The following is a 24,506-nucleotide window of genomic DNA, read 5'->3' as shown; positions in this document are numbered from 1 at the left end:
CCGCCATGCCAGCCACCTTACTTACCTGACCTTCACCACAATCTTGCCCTTGGCCCGGCCCGACTGGCTGTAGTCGAACGCTTCCTGCGACTGCTCCAGCGTGAACACCTTGTCGATCTGCGGTTTGATGGCGCCCTGTTCGGCCAGCCTGGCAATCTGTGCCAGCTGCTCGCCGCTCGGCCACATGAAAAATGCCTCTGACTTCACGCCGGCCTTCTCTGCCGCGCCGCTCGTGTCTGCGGGCAGGATGATCGAGATGAGCGAGCCGCCCTTCTTCAGCACGGCGTACGAGCGCTCGCGCGTGGCACCGCCCAATGTGTCGAACACCAGGTCGTAGTCGGCCACGACGTCTTCGAACTTCTGGCTCTTGTAGTCGATCACTACGTCAGCGCCCAGTGCGCGAACCATGGCAACGTTGTCGCTGCTCGTTGTCGTTGCAACGGTCGCGCCCAGGTGTTTGGCCAGTTGAATGGCGATGGAGCCCACACCGCCAGAGCCCGCATGAATCAGCACCTTCTGCCCGCTTTGCAGGTGGCCCTTGGTGACCAGTGCCTGCCAGGCCGTGAGCGCCACCAGGGGCAACGAAGCCGCCTGCTCGTGGCTCAGGTTGGCAGGCTTGAGTGCGGCGTCAGTCGCCTTGATCATCGCGAACTCGGCAAACGTGCCTGACTGCATGCCCTGGGGCCGCGCGAACACCGCGTCGCCCACCTTGAAGCCGCTCACGTCCTTGCCCACCGCCGTGACCACGCCGGAGACGTCGTTGCCCACAACGTAGGGCAGCGGCAACGGCATCATGGCCTTGAGGTAACCGGCGCGAATCAGGTTGTCCACCGGGTTCACGCTGGCGGCATGAACTTCAATCATCAGGCTGTCGTCCAGCAAGGCGGGCTGCGCAATGTCTGCCACCTCAACCTTGGTTCCGTACGCTCTAACAATCGCTGCTTTCATTTTTGATTCCTTGTGGTTTGTGTGCCGGCCTCATATGCGGCTTGACCGGGTTTGATCAAGTCCCAGCCGGGGTGACGCCGAGTGTAAAGACGCCAAGACGCCTTGCTTGCTCAGCCAGTCACGCTTGGGCCATGATGAGTGCCATCGTCTGCAGGAGCAGTTGTTTGCATGAAGGTCCATTGATGCGCCGCCGCGAATTCGCGCTGGCCCTGCCCGCGCTGGCATGGGCTGTACCCGGCTTTGCACTGCCTGCTATCCAGCTCGCCTTCCCGCGCGACCACGGCTCGCACCCGGCGCAGCGCACCGAGTGGTGGTACATCACGGGCTCCGCCAAATCGGGCGAGCGTGAATTCGGCTTTCAGGTGACGTTCTTTCGCACACGGGTTGAAGCGGCGCAAACGATGGCATCGCGCTTCGCAGCCAAACAGCTCGTGTTCGCACATGCCGCGCTCACCGATGTGCAGGGCCGCACGCTCCTGCATGACCAGCGTATCGCGCGTGAAGGCTTCGACATTGCGACCGCAGCCGAGGGCGACGCCCGCGTGCGCCTGCGCGACTGGTCGCTCGTGCGCACTGCCGACGCTTACCTGGCAAAGGTCGCCTCGGGCGATTTCTCTCTCGACCTGCGCTGCGCACCCACGCAGCCATTGCTGCTGCAAGGCAAAGCCGGGCTCTCGCGCAAAGGCCCGCTCGAATCGCAGGCCAGCTACTACTACAGCGAGCCGCAGCTTGCCGTTGCTGGCAGCATCGTGCTGCGCGGCAAGCGATTGAGCATCGAGGGCCGGGCCTGGCTCGACCACGAGTGGAGCGACCAGCTGCTGCACTCTGATGCCGTGGGCTGGGACTGGATCGGCATGAACCTGGACGACGGCAGTGCGCTCACGGCGTTTCGCCTTCGAAGGCAGGACGGATCGACGCTGTGGGACGGCGGTTCGTTTCGCGCCAGGGGGGGCAGCACTTATGTGTTCAGCCAGGGTGAGGTGGTGTTCAGCCCGCAGCGCAAATGGACAAGCCCTGCGTCGGGTGCGACGTACCCGGTGGAATGGATGGTGCGCACACCGGCCGACTTCTACACCGTGAAGGCCCTGGTCGACAACCAGGAACTCGACAGCCGTGCGTCCACCGGCGCGATTTATTGGGAAGGCCTGAGTGAACTGTTCGACAGCAATGGCAAGCGCGTGGGGCGCGGCTATCTGGAAATGACGGGCTACTCGAAACGCCTGAAGTTGTGACGGCCTGCGGGCCGCAGCCGTCAGCGGCTGGGCAAGCCGCCTGGTGCGGTGAAAGGAGCCCAGTTCATGCCCAGCCCGTCGATCACCTGTCGCGCCTGGTGGTGCGCTGCCTGCACGGCACGCAGCTCGTTGTCGTAGAACGAGGTGCTCATCACCCGCTCAAGCGGGCGCGCATAGGCGCCGTCTTCGGGCCGCTCGATACAGATCTCGGCGCAGCCCTGCCACGTGCCGGTGGGTTGCAGGTAAGCGTGGCCCGCAATGAAGTATCCCTTGTAGGCCTGTATGTCATAAGTTGCCATCGGCGTATTTTGCAGTGAACGGGGCGTTCCTGTGAATCCCTATTTGCCTTGATGCGTATCAAGTTGCTGCACGTGCGCTTGTCGATATGCTGCGTCATGCCGCATCCCATGAACCTGCAGTTCCTCGGCGCGACCGACACCGTTACCGGCTCCAAGTACCTGCTATGGCAGGACGAGTCTGCCGTGCTGGTGGATTGCGGCCTGTTCCAGGGCTACAAGCAGCTGCGCCTTCGCAACTGGTCGCCCCTGCCGGTGCGGCCCGCCGCGATCGACGCCGTGATCCTCACGCACGCACACATCGACCACAGCGGCTGGCTGCCACTGCTTGTGCGCAACGGTTTTCGCGGCCGCATCCTGTGCACACCCGCCACGCTCGACCTGTGCCGCATCCTGCTGCCCGACTCGGGGCACCTGCAGGAAGAAGAAGCCAACTACGCCAACCGCTTTAGCACATCGAAGCACAAGCCCGCACTGCCGCTCTACACACGTGCCGATGCCATCCAGTGCCTCAAGCAGTTTCACGCGGTGCCGCACGGCAAGGCGTTCCGGCCCGTCCCTGCTTTCAATGTACGGATGTCGCCTTCGGGGCACATGCCTGGTTCTGCCTTTGTGCAGGTCGACAACGGCAGCCGCTCGGTGCTGTTTTCGGGTGACATTGGCAGGCCGAACGACATGGTGCTCAAGCCGCCGGTGCAGATGGACGGTGCGGATTACCTGTGTCATTTTCAGAAGGTGACTGCACCAGACAACACGGTTTGAAGGCTGTTGTGCAGTCGGCTCCTGACAACCCAATGTCAGGACACATCTGCACGAAACTCGTCTATGCTCAATACTCGTGTGCACCAAAGCGAGGTGAGCATGGCGACCGATACCCCACTGATTGCCGAGCAAGGCGTTGCAACTCTGCCAGAGCAGGCTTGGGAGCGTGCGCGTCGTCGCGCGGAGATCATTGGGCCGTTGGCGCAGTCGGAGACGGTCGGGCATGAAGCGGCCGACGCGGCAGCCCATGCACTGGGTCTGTCTCGGCGGCAGGTCTACGTCCTGATCCGCCGTGCCCGGCAAGGTTCGGGGCTGGTCACTGACTTCGCTCCAGGGCAGTCAAGCGGTGGTAAAGGCAAGGGCCGCTTGCCGGAGCCGGTCGAGCGCATCATCCGCGAGCTGCTGCAAAAACGCTTCCTGACCAAGCAGAAGCGCAGCCTGGCGGCCTTCCATCGTGAAGTCGCGCAAGCCTGCAAGGCGCAAAAGCTGCGGGTGCCGACACGCAACACCGTGGCGTTGCGTGTCGGCAGCCTTGATCCGCTCAAAACGGTGCGCCGCCGGGAAGGTCAAGATGCCTCCCGCGAGCTGCAAGGCGTCGGCGGCATCCCGCCGGCCGTCTCCGAACCGCTGGAGCAGGTGCAGATCGACCACACGGTCATCGACCTGATCGTGGTGGATGCACACGACCGGCAGCCGATTGGCCGTCCCTATCTCACGCTGGCCATCGACGTTTTCACCCGCTGCGTGCTCGGCATGGTGGTGACGCTCGAAGCGCCGTCCGCCGTCTCGGTCGGCCTGTGCCTGGCGCATGTCGCCTGCGACAAGCGTCCCTGGCTGGAAGGGCTGGATGTGGACATGGACTGGCCGATGAGCGGCAAGCCCAGGCTGCTCTACCTGGACAACGCGGCCGAGTTCAAGAGCGAGGCGCTGCGCCGGGGCTGCGAGCAGCATGGCATCCGCCTGGACTACCGGCCACCGGGGCAGCCGCACTACGGCGGTATCGTGGAAAGGATCATCGGCACCGCGATGCAGATGATCCACGATGACCTGCCGGGTACGACCTTCTCTAACCCCGGCCAGCGCGGCGAGTACGACGCCGACAAGATGGCCGCACTGACCCTGCGCGAGCTAGAGCGCTGGCTCACGCTGGCCGTGGGCACTTATCACGCCTCGGTGCACAACGGCCTGCTCCAGCCACCCGCAGCGCGCTGGGCCGAGGCCGTGGCGCGGATCGGCGTGCCGCCGGTGGTCACGCGGCCCACCGCATTTCTGGTCGATTTTCTGCCCATCATCCGCCGCACGCTGACCCGCACCGGCTTCGTCATCGACCACATTCACTACTACGCCGATGTGCTCAAGCCGTGGATAGCTCGGCGCGACCGCTTGCCTGCGTTCCTGATCCGGCGCGACCCGCGCGACATCAGCCGCATTTGGGTGCTGGAGCCGGAGGGGCAGCACTATCTGGAAATTCCATACCGTACCTTGTCGCACCCGGCTGTCACCCTCTGGGAACAACGACAAGCGCTGTCGAAATTGCGGCAGCAGGGGCGCGAACAGGTGGATGAGTCGGCGCTGTTCCGCATGATCGGCCAGATGCGCGAAATCGTGACCACCGCGCAGAAAGCTACGCGCAAGGCGCGGCGCGACGCGGATCGACGCCAGCATCTCAAGGCAACGGCACCGCCTGTCAAAACTACGCCACCACCGGACGCGGACATGGCCGACCCGCAGGCAGACAACCAGCCACCTGCCAAACCGTTTGACCAGATTGAGGAGTGGTAGCCGTGGAAGAATATCCCATCATTGACCTGTCCCACCTGCTGCCGCCGGCCCAGGGCTTGGCCCGTCTCCCGGAGGACGAACGCATCCATCGCCTTCGCGCCGACCGCTGGATCGGCTATCCGCGAGCAGTCGAGGCGCTGAACCGACTGGAAGCCCTGTATGCGTGGCCAAACAAGCAACGCATGCCCAACCTGCTGCTGATCGGCCCGACCAACAACGGCAAGTCGATGATCGTTGAGAAGTTCCGGCGGACACACCCGGCCAGCACCGACACCGACCAGGAGCACATCCCCGTGCTGGTGGTGCAGATGCCGTCCGAACCATCGGTGATCCGCTTCTATGTCGCGCTGCTGGCCGCGATGGGCGCACCACTGCGCCCGCGTCCCCGATTGCCGGAAATAGAGCAACTGGCGCTGGCACTGCTGCGCAAGGTCGGCGTGCGCATGTTGGTGATCGACGAGTTGCACAACGTCCTGGCCGGCAACAGCGTCAACCGCCGGGAATTCCTCAATCTGCTGCGCTTCCTCGGTAACGAGCTGCGCATCCCGTTGGTCGGGGTCGGCACGCGCGATGCCTACCTTGCAATCCGCTCGGACGATCAGTTGGAAAACCGCTTCGAGCCGATGATGCTGCCGGTGTGGGAGGCCAACGACGATTGCTGCTCACTGCTGGCCAGCTTCGCGGCTTCGCTCCCGCTGCGGCGATCCTCGTCGATTTCCACGCTGGACATGGCCCGCTACCTGCTCACGCGCAGCGAGGGCACCATCGGCGAGCTGGCGCACCTGTTGATGGAGGCGGCGGTCGCGGCCGTGGAAAGCGGTGAAGAAGCGATCAACCATCGCACGCTCAGCATGGCCGACTACACCGGCCCCAGCGAGCGGCGACGCCAGTTCGAGCGAGAGCTGATGTGAAGCCTGCGCCGCGCTGGCCGCTGCATCCGGCCCCGAAAGAAGGCGAGGCGCTGTCCTCATGGCTCAACCGGGTCGCTGCTTGCTACCAGATGGACGTGCACGAGCTGCTGGTACACGATATTGGTCACAGCCAACTCGATGACCTGGACACCGCGCCGCCCACGTCGCTGTTGACGGCGCTTGCCCAGCGCAGCGGCGTTGAGGTCGAGCGCTTGCGCGTGATGAGCCTGGCCGGCTGGGTGCCGTGGCTGCTGGATAGCCTCGACGATTCGGTGCCTGCTGCCCTGGAAACCTATGCATTCCAATGCTCGATGCTGCTGCCCAAGCGCAAGGCGCGATCCATCACGCGCTGGCGCGCCTGGCTGCCGAGCCAGCCGATGCGCCGGGCCTGCCCGCTGTGCCTGAACGACCCGGCCAACCAAGCCGTACTGCTCGTTTGGCAGCTTCCATTGATGTTGAGCTGCCCGCTGCACGGCTGTTGGCTGGCGTCCTATTGTGGCTTGCCCGGCCGGTATCTCCAGTGGGACAACGCCGAGGCGGTCCCGCGTCCCGCCAATGCGGCGATTGCCAGCATGGACCGGCGCACTTGGCAGGCCCTGACGACCGGCTTTGTGGAGCTGTCGCGCCGACGTGTCCATGCGGGCCTGTGGTTCCGGTTGCTGCGCACCCTGCTCGATGAGCTGAACACCCCGCTGTCGCACTGTGGCAGCAGCGCGGGCTGCATCCGCCAAGTCTGGGAGCAGTGCGGCCATCCGCTGCGCGCCGGGCAGAGCCTGTGGCGGCCGTTCGAGGTGCTGGCCCCGGCCGTACAGGTGCAGATGCTGGAAGCGGCGGCCACGGCCATCGTGCTAATCGAGTCGAGGGCGCTGCTCCCGCGCGGGGAACACACCGCGCTGTTCCTGACCGAGCCGCCAACGGGCTTCACCAACGGACTGCCCGAGAAGAAGCCGAAGTCGGAACCCGTCAACCACTGGCAGCGGGCGGCGCAGGCTATCGGCGAGGCAATCATTGAGGCGCGGCACAACCCGGAGACGGCTCGCTCGCTGTTCGCGCTGGCATCCTACGGGCGGCGAGACCCCGAATCGCAGGAACGCCTGCGGCTCACCTTCGCCAATGAGGGGATTCCTCTGGAATTTCTGTCACATTACGAGCCATGCACACCCTTTGCATGTCTTAGTAAAAATGACGGGTTAAGTGACAAATTTTGACGCCAGGCACGTTCTGGCCCACACTGTCACATAATCGAACGTATATGTGACAGGTGCAAGATGCTGATTGGCTACATGCGGGTATCGAAAGCAGACGGCTCACAGGCCACCGACTTGCAGCGTGATGCACTGATCGCTGCCGGCGTCGATCCGGCCCAGCTCTACGAAGACCAGGCTTCCGGCAAGCGCGAAGATCGTCCCGGCTTGGCGAGCTGTTTGAAGGCGTTGCGTTCAGGGGATACCTTGGTCGTATGGAAGCTCGACCGGCTCGGGCGCGACCTGCGCCATCTGATCAATACCGTGCACGATCTGACCGGGCGCGGCGTTGGCCTCAAGGTTCTGACCGGCCACGGAGCCGCCATCGACACGACGACCGCTGCTGGCAAACTGGTTTTCGGCATCTTCGCCGCACTGGCCGAATTCGAGCGCGAGCTGATCGCAGAGCGCACAGTAGCGGGCTTGGCCTCGGCGCGGGCGCGCGGTAGGAAAGGCGGTCGGCCTTTCAAGATGACCGCCGCCAAGCTACGGCTGGCGATGGCGGCAATGGGGCAGACTGAAACCAAGGTCGGCGACCTGTGCCAAGAGTTCGGCATCACGCGACAGACCTTGTACCGGCATATTTCTCCCAAAGGGGAATTGCGCGCGGATGGAATACGACTGCTGTCCAAGGTGTAAAAGAAAAACTGGCCTTTACATGGTCAGCACGGATTCGAGGATGATGGCGCTCGTCGCGGCATCAATTCACGCCGTCAAATCAGCTTTTTTGTACTGCCATTTGACGCGATGACCGCAAATTGATTGTAAAGGCCACCACAACGATGAATAACACAGCGAATTGCGCTGAGAGTGTTTGCCACGACGGATAGATGCCCAGCAGATCAATGCGTGGGATCGATATTGGGCTGGTCTGCAATAACCCTGCTTCTTGCAGACCTGCGATGCCCTTGCCTGCCAAGACCACGGCAAGTATGGCCACCAGCAGTGAGCTGGCAGCGAAGAACTGGCCAATCGGCAGGCGCGCACTGGTGCGCAGCAGTACGACTGCCAGCAGGGCCAGGATTCCCATGCCGGTGCCCAAGCCCGCCAGCAGGGGCCAGCCATTTCCTTCTGTCCAGAGCGCGGCAAAGAACAGCACGGTCTCGAACACCTCGCGGTAGACGGCGACGAAGGCCAGCGAGAACAAGAACCATGCCGTGCGCTTGTTGAGCGCCGAAGACAGCTTTTCCTTGAGGTAGACCTGCCAGCGACCGGCAACGCTCTTCTGGTGCATCCACATGCCCACACCCAGCAAGACCACGGCGGCAAAGAGTGACGAAAAGCCTTCCGTTAGCTCCCGGCTTGCCCCACTGACGCCGACCAAGTAAGTTGCCACTGCCCATGTAATGCCGCCTGCGGCCAGCGCGGATGCCCAGCCTGCATGCACGTAGATCAATACGTCTTTCCGTTCGGCTTTCTTGAGAAACGCAAGCATGGCAACGACTACCAGCAGGGCTTCCAATCCTTCACGGAGCAAGATGGTTAACGCGCCGATGAAGGCCGCCACGGCATCGTCGTCGGAGGGGGCAAGCACCTTGTCCGCTTCATCCAGCAAGCCGCGCAAATGCAGCTCCGCTGTCTGCACATCGGCAGGCGAACCATTGGCTATCAATGCCCGGTAGGACACCATCGCGGCTTCGATCTTCTCGAACAGCGGCCGATTGCGGGTGGCCAGCGCGGGTTCGACTGGCTCGAAGCCATCGAGATAAGCAGACAAGGCCAGCTTGGTCGCGCCTGCGCGGTCGCCAGCCAGCAATGCCGTCACACTCTCGCTGAGTTTGGCCTTGGCAATCGCGGTGCCCTTCGGGCTGTTGACGTTCAGCGCGTTCGGGTTGGTGCGTAAATAGGCGGTCAGGGCTTTGGCGGATGGCACATCCAGCTTGTCCGCCAAGACATGCTCGGAGGTTTGCGTCAGCGCATCCAGACTGGCGACCGTCTGGCGAACCTGCGCATTGGCTTGCCAGAGCTTGGCCCCTTCGTCCTTGTCGCTTTGCGCATAGGGCAGTGTGCCGACAAAGAACGCCAGTGCCCAACGATCTTCATCCGACAACGCGCCAAAGCCCTGCATGGCGGTGCCTTGGACACCGTTGCTGATAATCTGGTGCAGCGCGAACAAGCTGCGCTCACGCGCCCGCGTGTGATCGGCCAGCGCGGTCGGCTTGGGGTTCAGGGATGCCGCCAGAGGGCCGTCACCGCGCCCTTGCTGACCGTGACAGGCCGCACATTGCGCCTGAAACAACTGTCCGCCCTTCGCCAAGACCGGCATGGCAGTCGGCGCGACTGGAAACGGATATGTCTTTTGCACCGCACTGGACAGCGCATGCGCCAGTTTCGCCACGCTGACCGGATCGGCCTTGGCAGCTACCGCAGCACGCAAAGCGGTCGCTTGTTGCAATAAGCTACCCTTGTCGGTCTGGTCAGGCAGTTCTCCCAGTTGACGCTCGGCTGTAGCGGCAAATTCCTGCATTTCAGCGTACTCCGACGCTTTCAGCACGGCACCGTTGGCGACCGCGCCGCCGTAATCGACGGCGACGTAGTCCAGAAGTTGCCAAATCTGTTTGGCTTTGAGTTCGGTGGTTTCGGCTGCGTAGTTTGGCCCGCCAATCAACGCACAAGTCGCCAACAGCAAAGTCATCAGCCAGCGATAGGTTGCTCGGCAAGTCATGGAAACTCTCGGATTATATCATTGTGAATGATTATAATTCTCATTTGCGCCGGTGTCCACCGCCTTGCCTTGGGTCAGCATCTGCATGATGAGCAAAGCAGCACCCGATGTGATCGCCACATCTGCGAGGTTGAAGGCGGGCCAGTGCACAAGCTGCCAATGGAAGTCGAGGAAATCGACAACCGATCCACGCAGCACACGATCCGCGACATTGCCGAGCGCACCACCAAGGATCAGGCTGTAGCCCACCGCTTCGAGGCGTGGCCGCTGCTGGCACAGCATGCGTCCCAGCCAAGCAGAAACGACCAGACCCAGCGCCATGAAAAAGTAACGTTGCCAGCCGCCAGCGTTCGCCAAAAAGCTGAACGCCGCACCCGGATTCAGGACGTGAACCAGGTTGAAAAACGGAGTGATTTCGACTTGCTCACCGTAGGCAAACGTGCGAATGATGGCGAACTTGGTGAGCTGATCGGTCATGACAATAGTGGCGGCCACGGCGAACCAGATCCAGGCCGACGTGCGACGAGCCGATTGCCATACAGAGGCGGCCAGCGGCAGCAGCCACCCGGCGAGTGCCGTGCAGCTCCATCCCAGCGCCCACCCCGCCAACACATCCGCCGGGAAGTGCATTCCCGCAGCGATGCGCGACCAGCCGACCAACGTGGCATATAGCACCAAGCCGACGCGACCATGGCGGCCCATCAACGGCCAGAGTGCAACGACCACCAGTGCGGCATAGGTGGCATGCCCGCTGGGCAGGCTGTAGTGAAGCTCTTTGTCCCCGATGACGCGCGCCAGGTCGCCAAGGACGGCAGGCGGGCGTGGAAAGTCGAACCATAGCTTCAAGGCGGTGGCGACCAATAACGCCAGCAAGAAGGCCGCGCTAAAACCAATAAGGCGATGCCGAACGGCCGTGCCACGCTCCGGGTTAGTAGCCGATTTCGACCACCGCCATAGACCCAACAGCATCAGCGGCGCTGTCCAGTAACTTCCCACGAGGCTAAAGAACCATGCCAGTGGTTCCAGCGTGGCGGGCGTGCCTGTGTTGATGGCTTGAAACAACGCGATGTTCAGGCCACCCCAGTCATAGAGAAAGAGTTTCCAGCTCATCGGCGCAACAGCCTCAAGCCGTTGCCGACAACAAGCAAGCTGGCACCCATATCGGCGAACACAGCCATCCACATGGTCGCGTGACCCGTGAAGGTGAGCACCAAAAATACCGCCTTAATGCCAAGGGCCAGCACAATGTTTTGCATCAGCACCTGTGCTGTCGCACGCGACAGGCGCACGAAGGTCGGAATCTTGCGCAGGTCATCGTCCATCAGGGCCACGTCGGCGGTTTCAATGGCGGTATCTGTGCCCGCCGCTCCCATTGCAAAGCCAATGTCCGCACGCGCCAAGGCCGGTGCGTCGTTGATCCCATCACCGACCATGCCAACCTTGCCGTTTCTGGACAATTGCTCCACTTCGCGCAGTTTGTCGTCGGGCAGTTGGTTGCCTTGCGCACGGTCAATGCCGGCTTGTGCGGCAATGGCCTGTGCCGTGTGGGGGTTATCGCCGGTCAGCATCACGGTGTTGATGCCCAGAGCATGCAGCTCGGCGATGGCTCTCTTGCTGCTGTCCTTGATGGTGTCCGCCACGGCGAATAAGCCATGTACCCCTTTTGCGCTTACCAGCATCACGACGGTCTTGCCTGCGGTTTCCAGCGCTGCGATGCGCTGCTCCAGCTCTGGTGTGCACTGCCCCAGCTCTTCGAGCATCCGGTGGTTGCCCAGATGGTAGGTCTCCCCGTCGATTTGGCCTTGCACGCCCCGACCGGGCAGCGCGCTGAACTCGGCCACGTCGAGCAAGGCAACCCCATCCCGCTGCGCAGCCTGCGCCACCGCTTTGGATACCGGATGGTCTGAGCGGGCCGCCAGACTGGCAGCGATGCTGCGGCTATCCGAGGCGAGTGCATGACCCCATGCGACAAAATCGGTTTGTGCGGGCTTGCCGTGAGTGACCGTGCCGGTCTTGTCCAGAGCCAGCCAGCGCAGCTTGCGGCCTTCTTCCAGATAGACACCGCCCTTGACAAGAATGCCGTGGCGGGCAGCGGCGGCCAAGCCGCTGACGATGCTGACCGGCGTGGAGATCACCAATGCGCACGGGCAGGCAACCACCAGCAGAACCAGTGCACGGTAAATCCAGTCCATCCATGCCGCGCCCATGAGAAGCGGGGGCAGCAACGCGACGGCAATGGCTAGGGCGAACACGAGAGGCGTGTACCAACGGGCGAACTGATCGACAAAACGCTGGGTCGGCGCACGACTCCCCTGAGCAGCCTCTACCGCGTGAATGATGCGAGCCAGTGTGGAGTTGCTGGCCACGGCGGTGACGCGGTACTCGAATGAACCGGATTCGTTGATCGTGCCCGCGAATACTGGATCACCGGGGGATTTATCGACCGGGAGGCTTTCCCCTGTGATTGGGGCTTGGTTGACCGTAGAGCGGCCTTCCAGCACCTCACCATCCAGCGCGATGCGCTCACCTGGCTTGACCCGGACGCGGCTGCCAAGGGCGATTTGCTTTGCGCCCACCTCGCGCCATGTGCCGTCAGCCTGTTGCACTGTGGCTTGTTCGGGGGTTAGGTCGAGCAAGCCACGAATGGCGTTGCGAGCACGATCGAGCGACTTGGCTTCAATCACTTCGGCCAACGCAAAGAGCACCATCACCATCGCCGCTTCAGGCCAGTGACCGATCAACATGGCGCCCGTGACGGCAATCGACATCAGGGCGTTCATGTTGAGATTACGGTTCTTGAGCGCGATCCAACCCTTCTTGTAGGTGGAGAGGCCGCCCGTGAAGACCGCGACGAGCGCCAGAACGACGACCGACCAATGATTGCCGTTGTTGAGCCAGTAGACCGCCTCGGCCGCCGATGCAGTGAGCAAGGAGATGCCTAGCGGCCACCAGTTGGTTGGCGCGGTCACAGGGGAAGTGGCTGGCGATACGACCTCTGCGGTGTCCATCACACTGGCCTCGAACCCAAGTTCTTGCAGTGCCACGAGCACGTCTGGCAGAACCCGGTTCGCGTGGCGTACCGACAGCGTGCGCTGCATCAGGTTGAAATCGAGATCGGCAACGCCGGGCATGGTACCCAGCTTGTTGCGGATCAACGTCTCTTCGGTCGGGCAATCCATTTTGGCAATGGACAGCTTGGTCGTTTGTCCGGTCGATGCCTGATCCATGCGCATGGCTTGCATGCCGATAGCGGTTAGCGCCTGCTCAACGGGAGACAGCGAAGGCAGTTCGTGCCGAACGGCCAAAGTACGCTGCATCAGGTTGAATTCAAGACTAACCACCCCCGCCAGCCCGGCCAGCTTGCTTCGGATCAGCGCCTCTTCCGTGGGGCAATCCATGTTTTCGATGCGATACACCGCTTGAGCCGATTCGGTTGTCAGCGGGGCTTGTATCGTGGGTTGGATGATCGGCCCAGCCGAGCAGCCACACGCCTTTGAAGCGCATTCGCTCATGGATAACTCCTTCAGATAGTCTATTCAGACTCCATTAAAATCTCTATAGTAGCTATAGAGTCAAGTGATAAATGGAGATTGAGGCATGGAAATCAGAATTGGCGACCTCGCCAAGCGCTCTGGGTGCGAGGTTGTGACCATCCGCTACTACGAGAAGGAAGGGCTACTGCCGAAGCCAGCGCGAAGCGGTGGCAACTTCCGACTGTACGGTGATGCTCACATCGAGCGCTTGCAGTTCATCCGGCATTGCCGTTCGCTCGACATGACGCTGAGCGAAATCAGGATACTGCTGGGCCTACGAGATAACCCTGCTCAGGACTGCGGCGACGTCAATGCACTACTGGATGCGCATATTCGTCAGACCGAAGATCGCGTCGAAGCGCTGTTGCAATTGAAGCGGCACTTGCTCTCGCTGCGTGAAAAATGCTCGGGCGCTCGACGAATAGAGGCATGTGGCATCTTGCAAGGTTTATCAGATTGCAATCATCCGGGATGCAACGCATAGCATGAAGTGTTTCGCACGCCGACATTAGCCTGCGATTTTGGGTTCGTGAGCGGCCTGCCTAATTGGCATCGGAGAAGGTCGTGCGGCTGACTTCTGATATTCCGTGCAGTCGTCTTCTGAAAATGACAATCTGGTTGTCGAATCGACCTATGGCGACCGGGTGCATGAGGCATCCGCGCCGCTCGACATGCTGGCCGATGTGGTCAATCGCACCACGAAGCGCGGTGGCGTGGTCGTGATCCCGGCGTTCGCCGTGGGCCGCGCGCAAAGCCTGCTGCACTGCTTGCGGATTCTGCGCACACAGGGCCGCATTGCCGATGTGCCGGTTTACCTCAACAGCCCGATGGCGGCCAGCGCCACGGCTGCGTACCTCAAACACGGTGACCAGTTGCGGCTGGACAGAGGCGAATGCGAAGCGATGGCCTCGCTGCCGCACATCGTGCAGACGCCCGAAGAATCCGAAGCGCTCAATTCACGCAAGGGCCCGATGATCATCATCGCGGCCAGCGGCATGGCCACCGGCGGCCGTGTCGTGCACCACTTGAAGGCATTTGCACCAGATCCGCGCAATACGATCCTGCTCGCGGGCCATCAGGCGGGTGGCACGCGCGGCGCCTCGATTCTGGCCGGGGCCAAAGCGGTGCGCATCCATGGACAGGATGTCCCGGTGAACGCGGAGGTGGCGAGCCTGGGCAGCCTGTCTGCCCATGCCGATGCGCCGGAGATCATGCAGTGGCTCGCCGGCTTCAAGGCACCGCCGCGCATGACGTTCATCACCCACGGAGAACCTGCGGCCTCTGACGCGTTGCGTCAGCGCATCGAACGCGAGCTGCACTGGCAGTGCCGCGTGCCGACTTACCTGGAAACCACCGGGCTCTTGTAGGGCCGGCCGTTCAGGCGGGGGCGCACGACAGGTTATTGGGGTCGGCACAGTATTGGGGTCAGATTCCGATTTTGTTGATTCCGATTTCGTTCCGGGTTTGGTTGTCAGTCATCTGTTCGGGGCGCGTCACGCCAGGCGGTGTGCGGTGCTGTCCCGCGGGGCGGTGGGCAATCAAGGAGTTAAACGCCAACGAGCACGCCACGAGATCAGAGCGGTAAGTCAACAACGCGTCGATCGACAACCGCTCTGTCCGGCAAAGCCGTGTGCGGGTGGGCTGTGGCGCGCAATCAGGGCGTGGTGCCTGCGATGGCTGGGCTTGTGGCGCAGCGTTGCTACGAGTGCTTGCGCGAGCAAGCAGATCGAGCAACGCGGGACGTACTCTGACTACTTGCGGCAGCTGTTTGAGTGGAGCCTTCAGGCGCAACGAGTTCTGCCGCAGCGCCGCGAGCCCGGCCAGCGCAGGTTGCCTGAAGGGAGCGCGACAGCGCACCCGAAAGGACGCCACGACCGCGCGACATAGCCCACCCGCACGCGGATTTGCTACCCCGAACCAACAAGATCAAAACAAACACGCACGCGGATTTACAGCCCCCCGACGGGCGCCCCTAAGCCAGCCCGCACCACACGGCGACTTGATGCGCCATGTCCATCCACAGTGCCCACACGGCGGCGGCGGCGAGCAGCAAGCCAGCCACACGCGTGCCCCATTCCTGACGGAACCGGTTGCCCGCACCCTGCAGACGCAGCAGCAACATCGGCGCGAGCGAGAGCGACACCGCACTGCCTAAAGCGAAGAGCGCCATCGTCAACGCTCCCTCGGCAGGGCCACCACTGAGCGATGCAACCAGCAGCGCCGAATAGAGCAGGCCGCACGGCATGAAAGCCCACAGCGCACCGGCCGCGAAGACGCCCTTTCCGCTGGCCGCGAGCGGCCGCACGCGCGACCACACACTGCGCCCGGTGTTGCTCACCCACACCGGCTGGTGCGCCCGCGTGACGAGCATCAGCCCCCAGGCGAGCACCGCCAGGTGAAAGAGCGTCCACAAGGGCTTGATCGCGGCGCTGTTCGTCGCGAGCCACGCAAAACTCTGCACGGCGGCTGCCGCTGCAGCGCCGGCCAGCGAATAGCCGGCCAGCCGGCCCGCCTGGAACAGCCACAGCGAGCGTGAAGGATTGACCCCCGCGCGCATCAGCCCCGCACAGGCCGTGCCGCACATCGCGGCGCAATGCGGCCCACCTGCCAGGCCCATGACGAGCGCGGAAACAGCAAGCGTGGTGGCGAGCGTGGTGGTCACGTCAGGTGCGCGGCCGCGTCAGATGATGCGCGAGAACTTCGCGCGGTTGCGGTCAGCCTGCAGGTACTTGTCGAACACCATCGCAATGGCGCGCACGAGGAACCAGCCGCTCTCCGTGACGTGGAAGCCCTTGTCTTCCAGGACAACGAGCCCCTGGTCTTCCAGCTCGCTCAGCTTCACCAGCTCATTGGCGAAATACGCCTTGAAGTCGATCAGCCATGCCGACTCGATCGACTCGAACTCCAGCTGGCCCTGGCACATGATCGCCATGATCACGGCGCGGCGCGCAAGGTCGTCGCGGCTGAGCGCCAGGCCGCGCACCACTGGCAGGCGGCCCTGGTCGAGGTGATCGCAGTATTCCTCCATCGTCTTGGCGTTCTGCGAATAGGTGGCGCCGATGCGGCCGATGGCAGAGACGCCCAGGCCGATCAGGTCGCAATCCGACTGCGTGCTGTAGCCCTGGAAGTTGCGGTGCAGCCGCCCCTGCCGCTTGGCGATCGAGAGCGCGTCGTTGGGCAGCGCGAAGTGGTCCATGCCGATGTAGTCGTAGCCGGCCTTGTCGAACGAAGCCATCGACTGCGCGAGCATGGCGAGCTTGGCCGCGCCCATCGGCAAGTCGGCAGAAATGATGCGGCGCTGTGGCTTGAAGCGCTCGGGCAGGTGCGCGTAGGCATAGAGCGCAATGCGGTCGGGCCGCAACTCGCACACCTGCTCGAGCGTGCGGGCAAAGGTCTCGGGCGTCTGCTTCGGCAGGCCATAGATCAGGTCGACATTCGTCGATTCGAAGCCGATTTCACGCGCCTGCCGCACCAGCTCGAACACCTGCTCTGCCGGCTGGATGCGATGCACGGCCTTTTGCACATCGGTGTCGAAGTCCTGCACGCCGAAGCTCAGGCGATTGAAGCCGAGCGCGGCCAGTGCCTTCAGGCGCGTGCCGTCCACCGTGCGCGGATCGACTTCGATTGAATATTCGCCACCAGGCACCAGCTGGAAGTTGCGGCGCAGCATGGCCATGAGCTCGGCGAGCTCGGCGTCGTTCAGGAAGGTGGGCGTGCCGCCGCCCAAATGCAGTTGCGAGACTGCCTGGCCGATGCCCATGCGCTCGGTGTGCAGCTCCACTTCGCGCGTGAGGTAGCGCAAGTAGCCCGAGGCACGTTCGTGGTGCTTGGTGATGATCTTGTTGCAGGCGCAGTAGTAGCACAGCGATTCGCAGAACGGCACGTGCACGTACACCGACAGCGGCTGCGAAAGCGCTGAAGCACCGCCGCTGCGGTGGTCGAGCGCCTGCAGGTAGTCCGTGGCGGTGAATGCCTCCACGAAGCGGTCAGCGGTGGGGTACGACGTGTAGCGCGGCCCGGAGATGTCATACCGCGGCAGCAATTCGGGTGAAACAACAGTCATGACGGAGCCTGAATACTTGAAGGCTCGACTGTGCTCCGGGCTGGCGCGCCCGGGCTTGATCTTCGTCAAGAGTTTGCGTGGGTCCTGCGTGCGTATTTGCCCTTGGTCTGGCGGGGCAATGCCCGCCGCCATCATGGCGTCCGCCGACTCGGGCCGGGCCTGCCTAAAGCGGGTTCTTCCTTTCGTCGTCGACGGCCTTTTGCACCGCGCGGTAGAACTCCTCGCGCGCGCGGTTCGCTGCGGGCTCGGTGGCGCCGCCGCCCCAGTCCGCATTCGATGCGATCACCAGCTGGCGCTGCGGGTCGATGAAGATGCCCTGGCCGAAAATGCCGCGCGCCGCAAAACTGCCGTCGTCATACGTCCACCACTGGTAGCCATACCCGCGGCCCGGCACGTCGATCGGCGTGCGCCTGGTGGTTGCATCGGCCAGCCAGCCATCGGGAACGATGGCCTGGCCGTTCACCTTGGCGCCACCCAGGACGAACAGCCCCATGCGTGCGTAGTCGCGCGCTGCGGCCTGCAGGCAGCAGCCGCTGATCTCCTTGCCCGACTTGCTCAGGAGCCACGTCGCCTGCTGCTCCATGCCCGCGGGAATCCAGATCTTTTCCGAAAGATATTGCGCAAGTGGTTTGCCAGTGGCGTTCACCAGCAGCACGCCGACCAGGTTGGTCTCACCCGTGCTGTAGTGCCAGCGTGTGCCCGCGGGCGCGGCGCGTGGAAGCCGGCGCATGTAATCGACCAGCGCATCAAGGCCGGCCTCGGGCTTGTGGTTGTTGAAGCGCGCGACGTCGGAGTTGGGGTCGGCGTAGTCTTCGTTCCACTGCACGCCCGACGTCATGGTGAGCAGCTGGCGGATGCTCACGTCGTCATAGGCCGAGCCCTTCATCTGCGGGATGTACTGGCTCACCTTGTCGTCCATGCTGCGGATGAAGCCGTCGCGCAGCGCCGCGCCCACCAGCGTGGACGTGAATGACTTGGCGACCGAGAAGCTCGTCCAGCGGCCCGCCGCATCAAAGCCCAGGCCGTAACGCTCGAGCCGCACCTTGCCGCCTTGAACAATGATCAGCGCCGCGCTGCGCTGCCCCGCCATGTAGGCATCGATATCCACGGGCAGCTTGAGTGATGCGCCCGGCGGCAACGGCGACGGGGTGCTGCCGGCCGGCACGACATGCGCCTTCGCGAGGATCGGCAGGCGGTCGAGTGCGCGGAACGCTGCGTCGCGCTGCGCCTGGTTCCAGAACAGCAAGTCGCGGTTGGTCGGAAACGTCGCGAGCAACGCGCGAGTCTCCTTGTCGAGGGTGAACCAGCCGGCGACGCCTGCAGCGACAACCAGCGCGACCAGGGAAAGGATGAGCTTCTTCATGGGTGGCATTAGACCGGAATCGGTCGACCACCGAAGGCCAGGCGAATTAAATGTATAGCCGTCACTTTACATTTATTGGAATTTAGGTATAGTGCTGGCTATACCAATTGCGGCACGCCGCTTGAAAGGACCCCCATGCAAGCCACTCTTCCCCTTCGTCTTGGCGTCAGCGAGCGCCGCGACTTCCCGCTGTATGCCGACAACCGCGACGCGCCGCCGGAACCCGTGACCGTGCCGTGGCCGTTGAAGCCGCTGGGCTCGGCCGAGTGCGGCGCCGAGCGGCTGGCGGACGGGCGCCTGAGTTACTGGATCCGTCATGACATCGTGCGGGGTGTGACGCCGCGCATGCTCGCCTGGTGGTTTTCGAACCTGGAAGGAGAAGTCACCGTCGCTGGCCAGCGCATCAACCGCTACCGTGCGTGGCACCCCTACGACCACGTTCACGCCAGCTATGTGCGCCGCTGCCCCGACGGCACGATTGGCCCCGGCGCGCAGATCAGACTGCGCGAGTACCTGGGCGCCAACCCGCGCTTCAATGTGGACACCGTCACCACCATCGAGAAGCTCGACGAGGAGGGCTACATCCACAACCCGGCACTCGCAGGCATCACGGGGCTGGTTCGCATGGAATACACGTTCACACGGGTGGCAGAAGGCACGCTGTACGAAAACCGCCTTCTGATCGGCGGCGTGGAGGGCTGGAGGCGCTGGGCCACGCCGCTGATGCAGCGCTTCGGCTTCGACCAGGCGCACGGCCTGGCCTGGCTGCGCCACAACGTCGAAGAGGTCGGGATCTTCGAACATCTTCTGCCGCCGCTGTATCTGCAGGAAACCGGCTTGCGCGAGTGATGCCGCTGCACGGCAGGCCTGCCTACACTCACGCCATGGAAACCCCTCGCGTTCCGGCCCGGCGCGGCCCCGCCCCGACGAAGCACATCGACATCCTGTGGGCGGCCGCGCGGCTGTTCGCCGCCAAGGGCGTGGCGCAGACCAGCACGCGCGAAGTCGCCGCCGCCGCATCGACGACGGAGCGCACGCTCTTCAAGCACTTCGGCTCGAAAGAGGGTCTGCTGCAGGCAGTGATCGCCGAGGCAGTGCTTCCGCACCTGGCGCCTTCCTCGCTTGATGCCCTGCGCCAGGTCATCGAGGCGCATGGCGACGACTTTGGTGCGTGGCACATCGCCCTGTTGCGCGCGCGCGCCGACAGCCTGGCGCAGGCGCCTGAACTCACGCGTGTGCTACTGGTCGAGATGCTGCGCGACCCGGCATTGCTGCAACGGTTCGCGTCGCAGTGGTCACCTGCCGTATGGCAGCCACTGCGTGAGCTCTTCGAGCGACTGCAAAAAGAAGGCAAGCTCTCGCGCCAGTTCGCGCCAGAGTCACTGGTGCGGATGTTCCTGTCGCTCAACATCGGATACCTGGTCGGAAGGCACATCCTCGCGCCGGACGCCCGATGGGACGACAGCGCAGAGCAGCAGGCGATCGCGTCGCTGTTTCTTCACGGGGCGGGCGGCGGCAGGTAGGGGAAGCGGACTTCTCAACAACGCGGTCGCCATTGCCGGCGTGGAGTGCAGCAAGCACCCGCCCTGAGGGGAATCGGGGTTGTGCGGACATGCGCAGCGCGCAAGCCATCGCGTCCACGGTATCCTGTTGCGCCAAGGAGAGCGAGCATGGCACCCGACGTTCCTGAAGACATGGCTGCCGCAACCGCAGCAACACCTGCACTGCCCCGTGCGCAGCGTATTGCCTTCGCGGCACCCCTGCGCTGGCTTGCCCGGGGTTGGGCCGACCTCGCCGCCGCACCGGGCATCGGGTTGTTCTACGGCGCCTGCTTCTGGCTCATGGCGCAGATCCTTGGCGCTGTGTTCAGGAACCGGCCCGAATACACGATGACGTTCGTGTCAGGGTGCCTGCTGGTCGGGCCCTTCCTGGCGATGGGCCTGTACGAGGTGAGCAGGCGGCGCGAACAAGGCATGCCGCAGTCGCTGCGCGAATCGCTGACTTGCTGGCGCAGCCACATCGGCAGCATGGGCCTGCTGGTGCTGGTACTCACGGTGTTGGAGCTGTTGTGGGGCCGCGCCTCGCTCGTGGTGTTTGCCGTGTTCTTCAACACCGGCATGCCTTCGACTGCGAGCGTGCTGCAGGCCGTGTTCAGCATGGCCAACTGGCAGTTTCTTGCCATCTACACACTGGTGGGCAGCGCGTTCGCGGCGCTGGTGTTCTGCAGCATGGTGGTCGCGATACCCATGGTGCTCGATCGCGACACGGACGCCATCACCGCAGCGATCACCAGTTTCAGCGTCGTGCTGACCAGCACGGCAACCATGCTGTTCTGGGGCCTGCTGGTGGTCACACTCACGCTGTTTGCGTTGTGGCCGTGGGCGCTGGGCTTGCTGGTCGCAGGCCCGTTGCTGGGCCACGCGACGTGGCATGCGTATCGCGACACGGTGCAGTGGAGCAGCTGAAGACGCCGCTGCTCACGCCCATGCCAGACGCTAGTCCATCAGGATGAACGTCACCTTCAGCACGACCTTGTAGCCGGCGACCTGGCCGTTCTCGATCATCACTTCCTGGTCTTTGACCCACGCGCCCTTGAGGTTCTTGAGCGTTTTGTTCGCCCGGTCGACGCCCTGGACGATGGCGTCCTGAAAACTCACGGAGCTGACACTGCTGATCTCGGTAATTCGTGCGACGGTCATGGATATCCTTGGATGAGACCCCGGATGGGATCGGGTGGTTATTCTGGGCGCGGCGCGCGCATCCTTGGGGTGTGCCCATTGATGTCACGGCGTCGTCCTACATGTCATTCATACTGCTTTGGTGGAACCCAACTTTTACTCATCGCTCCTCTCACGCCGCACCCTGCTGCTCGCCCTCGCCGCCACCAGCGTGAACGCTCGCGCCGCACCTGCTGAGCAGGCGCCGCGGCATTCAAGTGTTCCTGGCGGCGTCGCCCGCATCGCACTCGGGCCCGCGCCGTCACGCCCTGTCGCGCAACAGGCGCAGGTGCCGCTGCTGGTGGTGGGTGACTCATCTGCATGGACTGCCGTGGTCGGCATTGCGCTCGCAGCGCCCGTGGGCACTGCGGCCATTGAAGTTCGCATCAGTGATGCCGCCTCGCGCTCGCTCCACTACGAAGTGCGGCCCAAAAAGTATCGCGAGCAGCGGCTGCGCGTCGCGCCGGGCCAGGTTGACCTGTCTGCGCAGGACCAGGCCCGCTACGAGCGCGAACGCGAGCACCAGCTCAAAGTCATGGCCACTTTTTCTGCGCCACCTGGAGGCGACTCGCTCGCCATGGCAGCGCCGGTGGGCGGGCCGCGCTCCAGCTCGTTCGGCTTGCGGCGGGTCTTCAACGGGCAGTCGCGCAACCCCCACTCGGGAATGGACATCGCTGCTGCGTCAGGAACGCCCGTGCTGGCGCCGCTTGCGGCAACCGTGATCGATACCGGCGACTACTTCTTCAACGGCGCAACGGTCTGGCTCGACCATGGCGGCGGCCTGCTGTCGCTGTACTGCCACCTGAGCGAGACGAGCGTGCGCGTGGGCGACGTGCTGCGCGCCGGTGACCGGCTCGGGGCCGTGGGCGCCACCGGCCGCGCCACCGGGCCGCACCTGCATTGGGGCGTGATGCTCAACCGCACGATGGTGGACCCGGCGCTGTTCCTGGCGTGAAGCTCACGCCTGTGAAGGCGTTGAAGGCATCATGGCGGCCATGCCCCGACATTCGCTTTCCGGCTGGCGCGCAGCGACTGCGGTCGCTGTAGGGATTGCATCGCTTGCGCTGCTGGCCGCCAGCTACGACCGCCCCGCCACTGACGCTGTGTTCACCGCCGCAACGCCCGGCGCCAGCTCATTCGACAGCGCGGAAATCGCTGCCAGCTTGCCGGGAACATGGCTGCGCGAGCAGGCTGACGACGGCGGACAAGGCATGCGGTCGCGCCGCCTGCTGCACCTGGAGCCCTCCGGCACATTCCGCGAAGAAGTGCAGATCGTGAGCGCGAGCGGTGAGGTGACGCGGCAGGAACACGCCGGCACGTGGCTGTACGACGGCACGAATCTCAAGCGCAAGTACACCTTGATGAATGGCCAGCCGCCCTCACGGCTGAACCTGCCATTCGCCACCTTCGAGATTCACTTCGAATCGCGCGACATCTTCGTCGGCGCCGATCACATCCATCGCAACACGGTGCGCTACGAAAGAGTGCCCGCGCAAACGCAGTTGTGAGGGTCACTGCTGACATCTGTGCGAATGCCGTTGCGCGATGATGCGGGCCAGGAGGTGAACTCATGTCGGCAGGCAAGCGTGTGATCAACATCGACGAGCTCAAGCTCGAGCATTTCCAGCAAGGCGAGAAGTACGAGTCACGCGGCGTGCGCGTGGGGCCGTTGATCGGCGCGAAGCAGCTGGGCTATTCCTATGACGTGTTGCCACCCGGCAAAACGGGTTGCCCGTTTCATTCGCACCGCGCCGAAGAAGAAATGTTCTTCATCGTGCGAGGCCGCGGCCTGCTGCGCTACGGCGCTGAAACTCGCACGGTGCGAGCGGGCGATTTCATCTGCTGCCCGACAGGCGGGCCGGAGACAGCGCACCAGATCATCAACGACTCCGGTGAACCGCTCGAAATGATCTCGGTCAGCACGATGATGCCGGCCGAAGTCTGCGAGTACCCCGATTCCGGCAAGGTCGGCGCGTTCGGCGGCGAGGGCGAGCAGCGGCTGCGCCACATGACACGGGCGGACCAGGCAAGAGATTACTGGGATGGTGAGTAGCCCACCTGCGTGAATCTCGTTAACTGATGAAACGCGACTGCGGCGCGGTCGCGAGCCATGCCCAGGCTTCGGGCGGCAGCACGTGGTCCACGATGACGCTGTCGCCTGCGCGCACATAGGCTGCAGCCGCCGCGTTCATCGCCCTGCACAGAGACTCGACCCGTTGGGCATGAAGCTGTCGCACATCAGGCGACCAATAGCCGGCAGGTTCGAATGCGCGAAATGCATCGAGTGAAATGTGGAGAAAAGCTTCGGCGGTGGACGACGCCTGCAGCGCCTTGGCAATGGACGTCTTGCCGCTACTCGACGCGCCGTTCAAGACGACGATGCGGCCCGCGGCGCGTGCGGGTGGGGTGTTCATGAACGTCGCCTAATCAGGCACGCACATCGCGCTTTGCGGGTGGTACCCGGCCGGGCATTTGCGCGGCTGCGCGCTGCAGGCCACACAAGCCAGGCAGGCCACCAGCACAACCCATTGATAAAACTTCATGGATGTCCTTGCTCACGGCGATTCCACTGCCGCAATTCAATAAGATTGCCATCCGTATCGCGCATCTCGGCACTCTACACTCGCGTTGTGCCCACTCACCCCGATTTCGCCGCCCACTGCGCTGAGCTTTTCAGCGCAGCAGGCCCCGTGCAAACCAGGCGCATGTTTGGCGGCTTTGGCCTCTACGTGGATGACGTTTTCGTCGCCATCATCACCGGCGACGACCTGTACCTCAAGACGGACGAGCAGACGCTGGCGAATTTCACGGCTGCTGGCGGCACGCAGTTCTGCTTCACGTCGCGCGGCAAGGTACAGGCCACGCGCTTCTGGTCGGCGCCAGCAGAAGCGATGGACTCGCCTGCCCTGATGCGGCCCTGGGCGCAGCTTGCGTTCGAGGCGGGCTTGCGGGCGCGCGTCAAGCCGAAGAAAAAGCAGCGCGCATAGCGC

Annotated in this window: 23 protein-coding genes and 2 pseudogenes; 15 read left to right on the top strand and 10 right to left on the bottom strand. The window is 63.5% G+C overall.

Annotated features, from left to right (window positions below; all coding sequences use genetic code 11):
* Positions 1-21 precede the first annotated feature (21 nt).
* Positions 22-948: an NADP-dependent oxidoreductase gene (locus GHT07_RS11895; protein ID WP_153585293.1), complete on the bottom strand. Its 927-nt coding sequence runs from the start codon at positions 946-948 to the stop codon at positions 22-24.
* A gap of 182 nt (positions 949-1,130) precedes the next feature.
* On the opposite strand from GHT07_RS11895, the gene GHT07_RS11890 reads away from it, so the two are divergent.
* Positions 1,131-2,180, top strand: a complete 1,050-nt coding sequence (locus tag GHT07_RS11890; RefSeq protein WP_153585393.1) for a lipocalin-like domain-containing protein — start codon at positions 1,131-1,133, stop codon at positions 2,178-2,180.
* Positions 2,181-2,200: 20 nt separating this feature from the next.
* Here GHT07_RS11890 and GHT07_RS11885 read toward each other — a convergent pair whose 3' ends face one another.
* On the bottom strand, positions 2,201-2,479 hold the full coding sequence (locus GHT07_RS11885) for a hypothetical protein (protein ID WP_153585292.1): 279 nt from the start codon (positions 2,477-2,479) through the stop codon (positions 2,201-2,203).
* A gap of 108 nt (positions 2,480-2,587) precedes the next feature.
* Between GHT07_RS11885 and GHT07_RS11880 the strand changes: the two are divergent.
* The 5 genes and pseudogenes from GHT07_RS11880 to GHT07_RS11860 all read left to right on the top strand — a co-directional run.
* Positions 2,588-3,196 (top strand): annotated as a pseudogene (locus GHT07_RS11880) (MBL fold metallo-hydrolase); the annotation flags it as partial.
* A gap of 105 nt (positions 3,197-3,301) precedes the next feature.
* Complete coding sequence (locus GHT07_RS11875) at positions 3,302-5,020, top strand: Mu transposase C-terminal domain-containing protein (protein ID WP_153585291.1); 1,719 nt, start codon at positions 3,302-3,304, stop codon at positions 5,018-5,020.
* Between the two features lie 2 nt (positions 5,021-5,022).
* Complete coding sequence (locus GHT07_RS11870) at positions 5,023-5,931, top strand: TniB family NTP-binding protein (RefSeq protein WP_323740903.1); 909 nt, start codon at positions 5,023-5,025, stop codon at positions 5,929-5,931.
* Entirely contained in the window at positions 5,928-7,139 is a 1,212-nt protein-coding gene (locus GHT07_RS11865) for a TniQ family protein (protein WP_323740902.1), read from the top strand. The genes GHT07_RS11870 and GHT07_RS11865 overlap by 4 nt, the downstream gene beginning before the upstream one ends.
* 60 nt (positions 7,140-7,199) lie before the next feature.
* Entirely contained in the window at positions 7,200-7,814 is a 615-nt protein-coding gene (locus GHT07_RS11860) for a recombinase family protein (RefSeq protein WP_142085883.1), read from the top strand.
* 79 nt (positions 7,815-7,893) lie between these two features.
* Here the strand turns inward: GHT07_RS11860 and GHT07_RS11855 are convergent, their stop codons facing one another.
* The 3 genes from GHT07_RS11855 to GHT07_RS11845 are packed head-to-tail and all read right to left on the bottom strand — an operon-like array spanning position 7,894 to position 13,352.
* Positions 7,894-9,810 (bottom strand): cytochrome c/FTR1 family iron permease, encoded by a 1,917-nt coding sequence (locus GHT07_RS11855; RefSeq protein ID WP_207374958.1) that lies wholly within the window; start codon positions 9,808-9,810, stop codon positions 7,894-7,896.
* Between the two features lie 48 nt (positions 9,811-9,858).
* Positions 9,859-10,950, bottom strand: coding sequence for a signal peptidase II (gene lspA, locus GHT07_RS11850; protein ID WP_153585290.1), 1,092 nt, complete (start codon positions 10,948-10,950; stop codon positions 9,859-9,861).
* Positions 10,947-13,352, bottom strand: a complete 2,406-nt coding sequence (locus tag GHT07_RS11845; protein WP_153585289.1) for a heavy metal translocating P-type ATPase — start codon at positions 13,350-13,352, stop codon at positions 10,947-10,949. The genes lspA and GHT07_RS11845 overlap by 4 nt, the downstream gene beginning before the upstream one ends.
* An 85-nt stretch (positions 13,353-13,437) precedes the next feature.
* Here GHT07_RS11845 and cadR point away from each other — a divergent pair, with 85 nt between their 5' ends.
* Together cadR and GHT07_RS11835 are read left to right on the top strand one after the other, a co-directional pair.
* Positions 13,438-13,857, top strand: a complete 420-nt coding sequence (gene cadR / locus GHT07_RS11840) for a Cd(II)/Pb(II)-responsive transcriptional regulator (RefSeq protein WP_153585288.1) — start codon at positions 13,438-13,440, stop codon at positions 13,855-13,857.
* Positions 13,858-13,981: 124 nt separating this feature from the next.
* Positions 13,982-14,740 (top strand): annotated as a pseudogene (locus GHT07_RS11835) (MBL fold metallo-hydrolase RNA specificity domain-containing protein); the annotation flags it as partial.
* A 605-nt stretch (positions 14,741-15,345) separates the two neighbouring features.
* On the opposite strand, the gene GHT07_RS11830 reads toward GHT07_RS11835, so the two are convergent.
* The 3 genes from GHT07_RS11830 to GHT07_RS11820 form a co-directional block, all read right to left on the bottom strand.
* A complete protein-coding gene (locus GHT07_RS11830) occupies positions 15,346-15,990 on the bottom strand; it encodes a sulfite exporter TauE/SafE family protein (RefSeq protein WP_153585388.1) in 645 nt (214 codons plus the stop codon).
* 63 nt (positions 15,991-16,053) lie between these two features.
* Entirely contained in the window at positions 16,054-17,436 is a 1,383-nt protein-coding gene (gene hemN / locus GHT07_RS11825; protein ID WP_153585287.1) for an oxygen-independent coproporphyrinogen III oxidase, read from the bottom strand.
* Between the two features lie 163 nt (positions 17,437-17,599).
* Positions 17,600-18,799 carry a serine hydrolase domain-containing protein gene (locus GHT07_RS11820; protein ID WP_153585286.1) on the bottom strand — a complete coding sequence of 400 codons (1,200 nt, stop codon included), beginning with the start codon at positions 18,797-18,799 and terminating at the stop codon, positions 17,600-17,602.
* Positions 18,800-18,934: 135 nt separating this feature from the next.
* Between GHT07_RS11820 and GHT07_RS11815 the strand changes: the two genes are divergently transcribed.
* The 3 genes from GHT07_RS11815 (at position 18,935) to GHT07_RS11805 (ending at position 21,264) form a co-directional block, all read left to right on the top strand.
* Positions 18,935-19,648, top strand: a complete 714-nt coding sequence (locus GHT07_RS11815; RefSeq protein ID WP_194792915.1) for a DAPG hydrolase family protein — start codon at positions 18,935-18,937, stop codon at positions 19,646-19,648.
* 35 nt (positions 19,649-19,683) lie between these two features.
* Complete coding sequence (locus GHT07_RS11810) at positions 19,684-20,322, top strand: TetR/AcrR family transcriptional regulator (RefSeq protein ID WP_194792914.1); 639 nt, start codon at positions 19,684-19,686, stop codon at positions 20,320-20,322.
* A 147-nt stretch (positions 20,323-20,469) separates the two neighbouring features.
* Positions 20,470-21,264: a DUF2189 domain-containing protein gene (locus GHT07_RS11805; RefSeq protein WP_194792913.1), complete on the top strand. Its 795-nt coding sequence runs from the start codon at positions 20,470-20,472 to the stop codon at positions 21,262-21,264.
* A 30-nt stretch (positions 21,265-21,294) separates the two neighbouring features.
* Here GHT07_RS11805 and GHT07_RS11800 read toward each other — a convergent pair whose 3' ends face one another.
* Positions 21,295-21,498 carry a dodecin family protein gene (locus GHT07_RS11800; protein WP_153585284.1) on the bottom strand — a complete coding sequence of 68 codons (204 nt, stop codon included), beginning with the start codon at positions 21,496-21,498 and terminating at the stop codon, positions 21,295-21,297.
* Positions 21,499-21,619: 121 nt separating this feature from the next.
* On the opposite strand from GHT07_RS11800, the gene GHT07_RS11795 reads away from it, so the two are divergent.
* From GHT07_RS11795 to GHT07_RS11785, 3 genes are all read left to right on the top strand, one after another.
* Positions 21,620-22,471: a peptidoglycan DD-metalloendopeptidase family protein gene (locus tag GHT07_RS11795; protein WP_407646627.1), complete on the top strand. Its 852-nt coding sequence runs from the start codon at positions 21,620-21,622 to the stop codon at positions 22,469-22,471.
* Positions 22,472-22,511: 40 nt separating this feature from the next.
* Positions 22,512-23,024 (top strand): hypothetical protein, encoded by a 513-nt coding sequence (locus GHT07_RS11790; protein ID WP_153585283.1) that lies wholly within the window; start codon positions 22,512-22,514, stop codon positions 23,022-23,024.
* A gap of 62 nt (positions 23,025-23,086) precedes the next feature.
* Entirely contained in the window at positions 23,087-23,569 is a 483-nt protein-coding gene (locus tag GHT07_RS11785; protein WP_153585282.1) for a cupin domain-containing protein, read from the top strand.
* Between the two features lie 19 nt (positions 23,570-23,588).
* On the opposite strand, the gene GHT07_RS11780 is transcribed toward GHT07_RS11785, so the two are convergent.
* A complete protein-coding gene (locus tag GHT07_RS11780) occupies positions 23,589-23,930 on the bottom strand; it encodes a phosphotransferase-like protein (RefSeq protein ID WP_153585281.1) in 342 nt (113 codons plus the stop codon).
* Positions 23,931-24,146: 216 nt separating this feature from the next.
* On the opposite strand from GHT07_RS11780, the gene GHT07_RS11775 reads away from it, so the two are divergent.
* The gene (locus tag GHT07_RS11775) at positions 24,147-24,503 is read left to right on the top strand and encodes a TfoX/Sxy family protein (RefSeq protein WP_323740901.1); all 357 of its coding nucleotides are present in this window, start codon (positions 24,147-24,149) and stop codon (positions 24,501-24,503) included.
* Positions 24,504-24,506: the final 3 nt, after the last annotated feature.

The sequence above is a fragment of the Caenimonas koreensis DSM 17982 genome (genome assembly GCF_009646335.1).
Taxonomy (GTDB): Bacteria; Pseudomonadota; Gammaproteobacteria; order Burkholderiales; family Burkholderiaceae_C; genus Ramlibacter; species Ramlibacter koreensis.
This window is presented reverse-complemented; position numbering and strand designations above follow the sequence as displayed.

Bases quoted from the DNA above. Each gene is read 5' to 3' on its own strand.
- GHT07_RS11895 (WP_153585293.1), bottom strand. From the start codon at position 948: ATGAAAGCAGCGATTGTTAGAGCGTACGGAACCAAGGTTGAGGTGGCA.
- GHT07_RS11890 (WP_153585393.1), top strand. From the start codon at position 1,131: ATGCGCCGCCGCGAATTCGCGCTGGCCCTGCCCGCGCTGGCATGGGCT.
- GHT07_RS11885 (WP_153585292.1), bottom strand. From the start codon at position 2,479: ATGGCAACTTATGACATACAGGCCTACAAGGGATACTTCATTGCGGGC.
- GHT07_RS11875 (WP_153585291.1), top strand. From the start codon at position 3,302: ATGCTCAATACTCGTGTGCACCAAAGCGAGGTGAGCATGGCGACCGAT.
- GHT07_RS11860 (WP_142085883.1), top strand. From the start codon at position 7,200: ATGCTGATTGGCTACATGCGGGTATCGAAAGCAGACGGCTCACAGGCC.
- GHT07_RS11855 (WP_207374958.1), bottom strand. From the start codon at position 9,810: ATGACTTTGCTGTTGGCGACTTGTGCGTTGATTGGCGGGCCAAACTAC.
- lspA (WP_153585290.1), bottom strand. From the start codon at position 10,950: ATGAGCTGGAAACTCTTTCTCTATGACTGGGGTGGCCTGAACATCGCG.
- GHT07_RS11845 (WP_153585289.1), bottom strand. From the start codon at position 13,352: ATGAGCGAATGCGCTTCAAAGGCGTGTGGCTGCTCGGCTGGGCCGATC.
- cadR (WP_153585288.1), top strand. From the start codon at position 13,438: ATGGAAATCAGAATTGGCGACCTCGCCAAGCGCTCTGGGTGCGAGGTT.
- GHT07_RS11830 (WP_153585388.1), bottom strand. From the start codon at position 15,990: ATGGGCCTGGCAGGTGGGCCGCATTGCGCCGCGATGTGCGGCACGGCC.
- hemN (WP_153585287.1), bottom strand. From the start codon at position 17,436: ATGACTGTTGTTTCACCCGAATTGCTGCCGCGGTATGACATCTCCGGG.
- GHT07_RS11820 (WP_153585286.1), bottom strand. From the start codon at position 18,799: ATGAAGAAGCTCATCCTTTCCCTGGTCGCGCTGGTTGTCGCTGCAGGC.
- GHT07_RS11815 (WP_194792915.1), top strand. From the start codon at position 18,935: ATGCAAGCCACTCTTCCCCTTCGTCTTGGCGTCAGCGAGCGCCGCGAC.
- GHT07_RS11810 (WP_194792914.1), top strand. From the start codon at position 19,684: ATGGAAACCCCTCGCGTTCCGGCCCGGCGCGGCCCCGCCCCGACGAAG.
- GHT07_RS11805 (WP_194792913.1), top strand. From the start codon at position 20,470: ATGGCACCCGACGTTCCTGAAGACATGGCTGCCGCAACCGCAGCAACA.
- GHT07_RS11800 (WP_153585284.1), bottom strand. From the start codon at position 21,498: ATGACCGTCGCACGAATTACCGAGATCAGCAGTGTCAGCTCCGTGAGT.
- GHT07_RS11790 (WP_153585283.1), top strand. From the start codon at position 22,512: ATGCCCCGACATTCGCTTTCCGGCTGGCGCGCAGCGACTGCGGTCGCT.
- GHT07_RS11785 (WP_153585282.1), top strand. From the start codon at position 23,087: ATGTCGGCAGGCAAGCGTGTGATCAACATCGACGAGCTCAAGCTCGAG.
- GHT07_RS11780 (WP_153585281.1), bottom strand. From the start codon at position 23,930: ATGAACACCCCACCCGCACGCGCCGCGGGCCGCATCGTCGTCTTGAAC.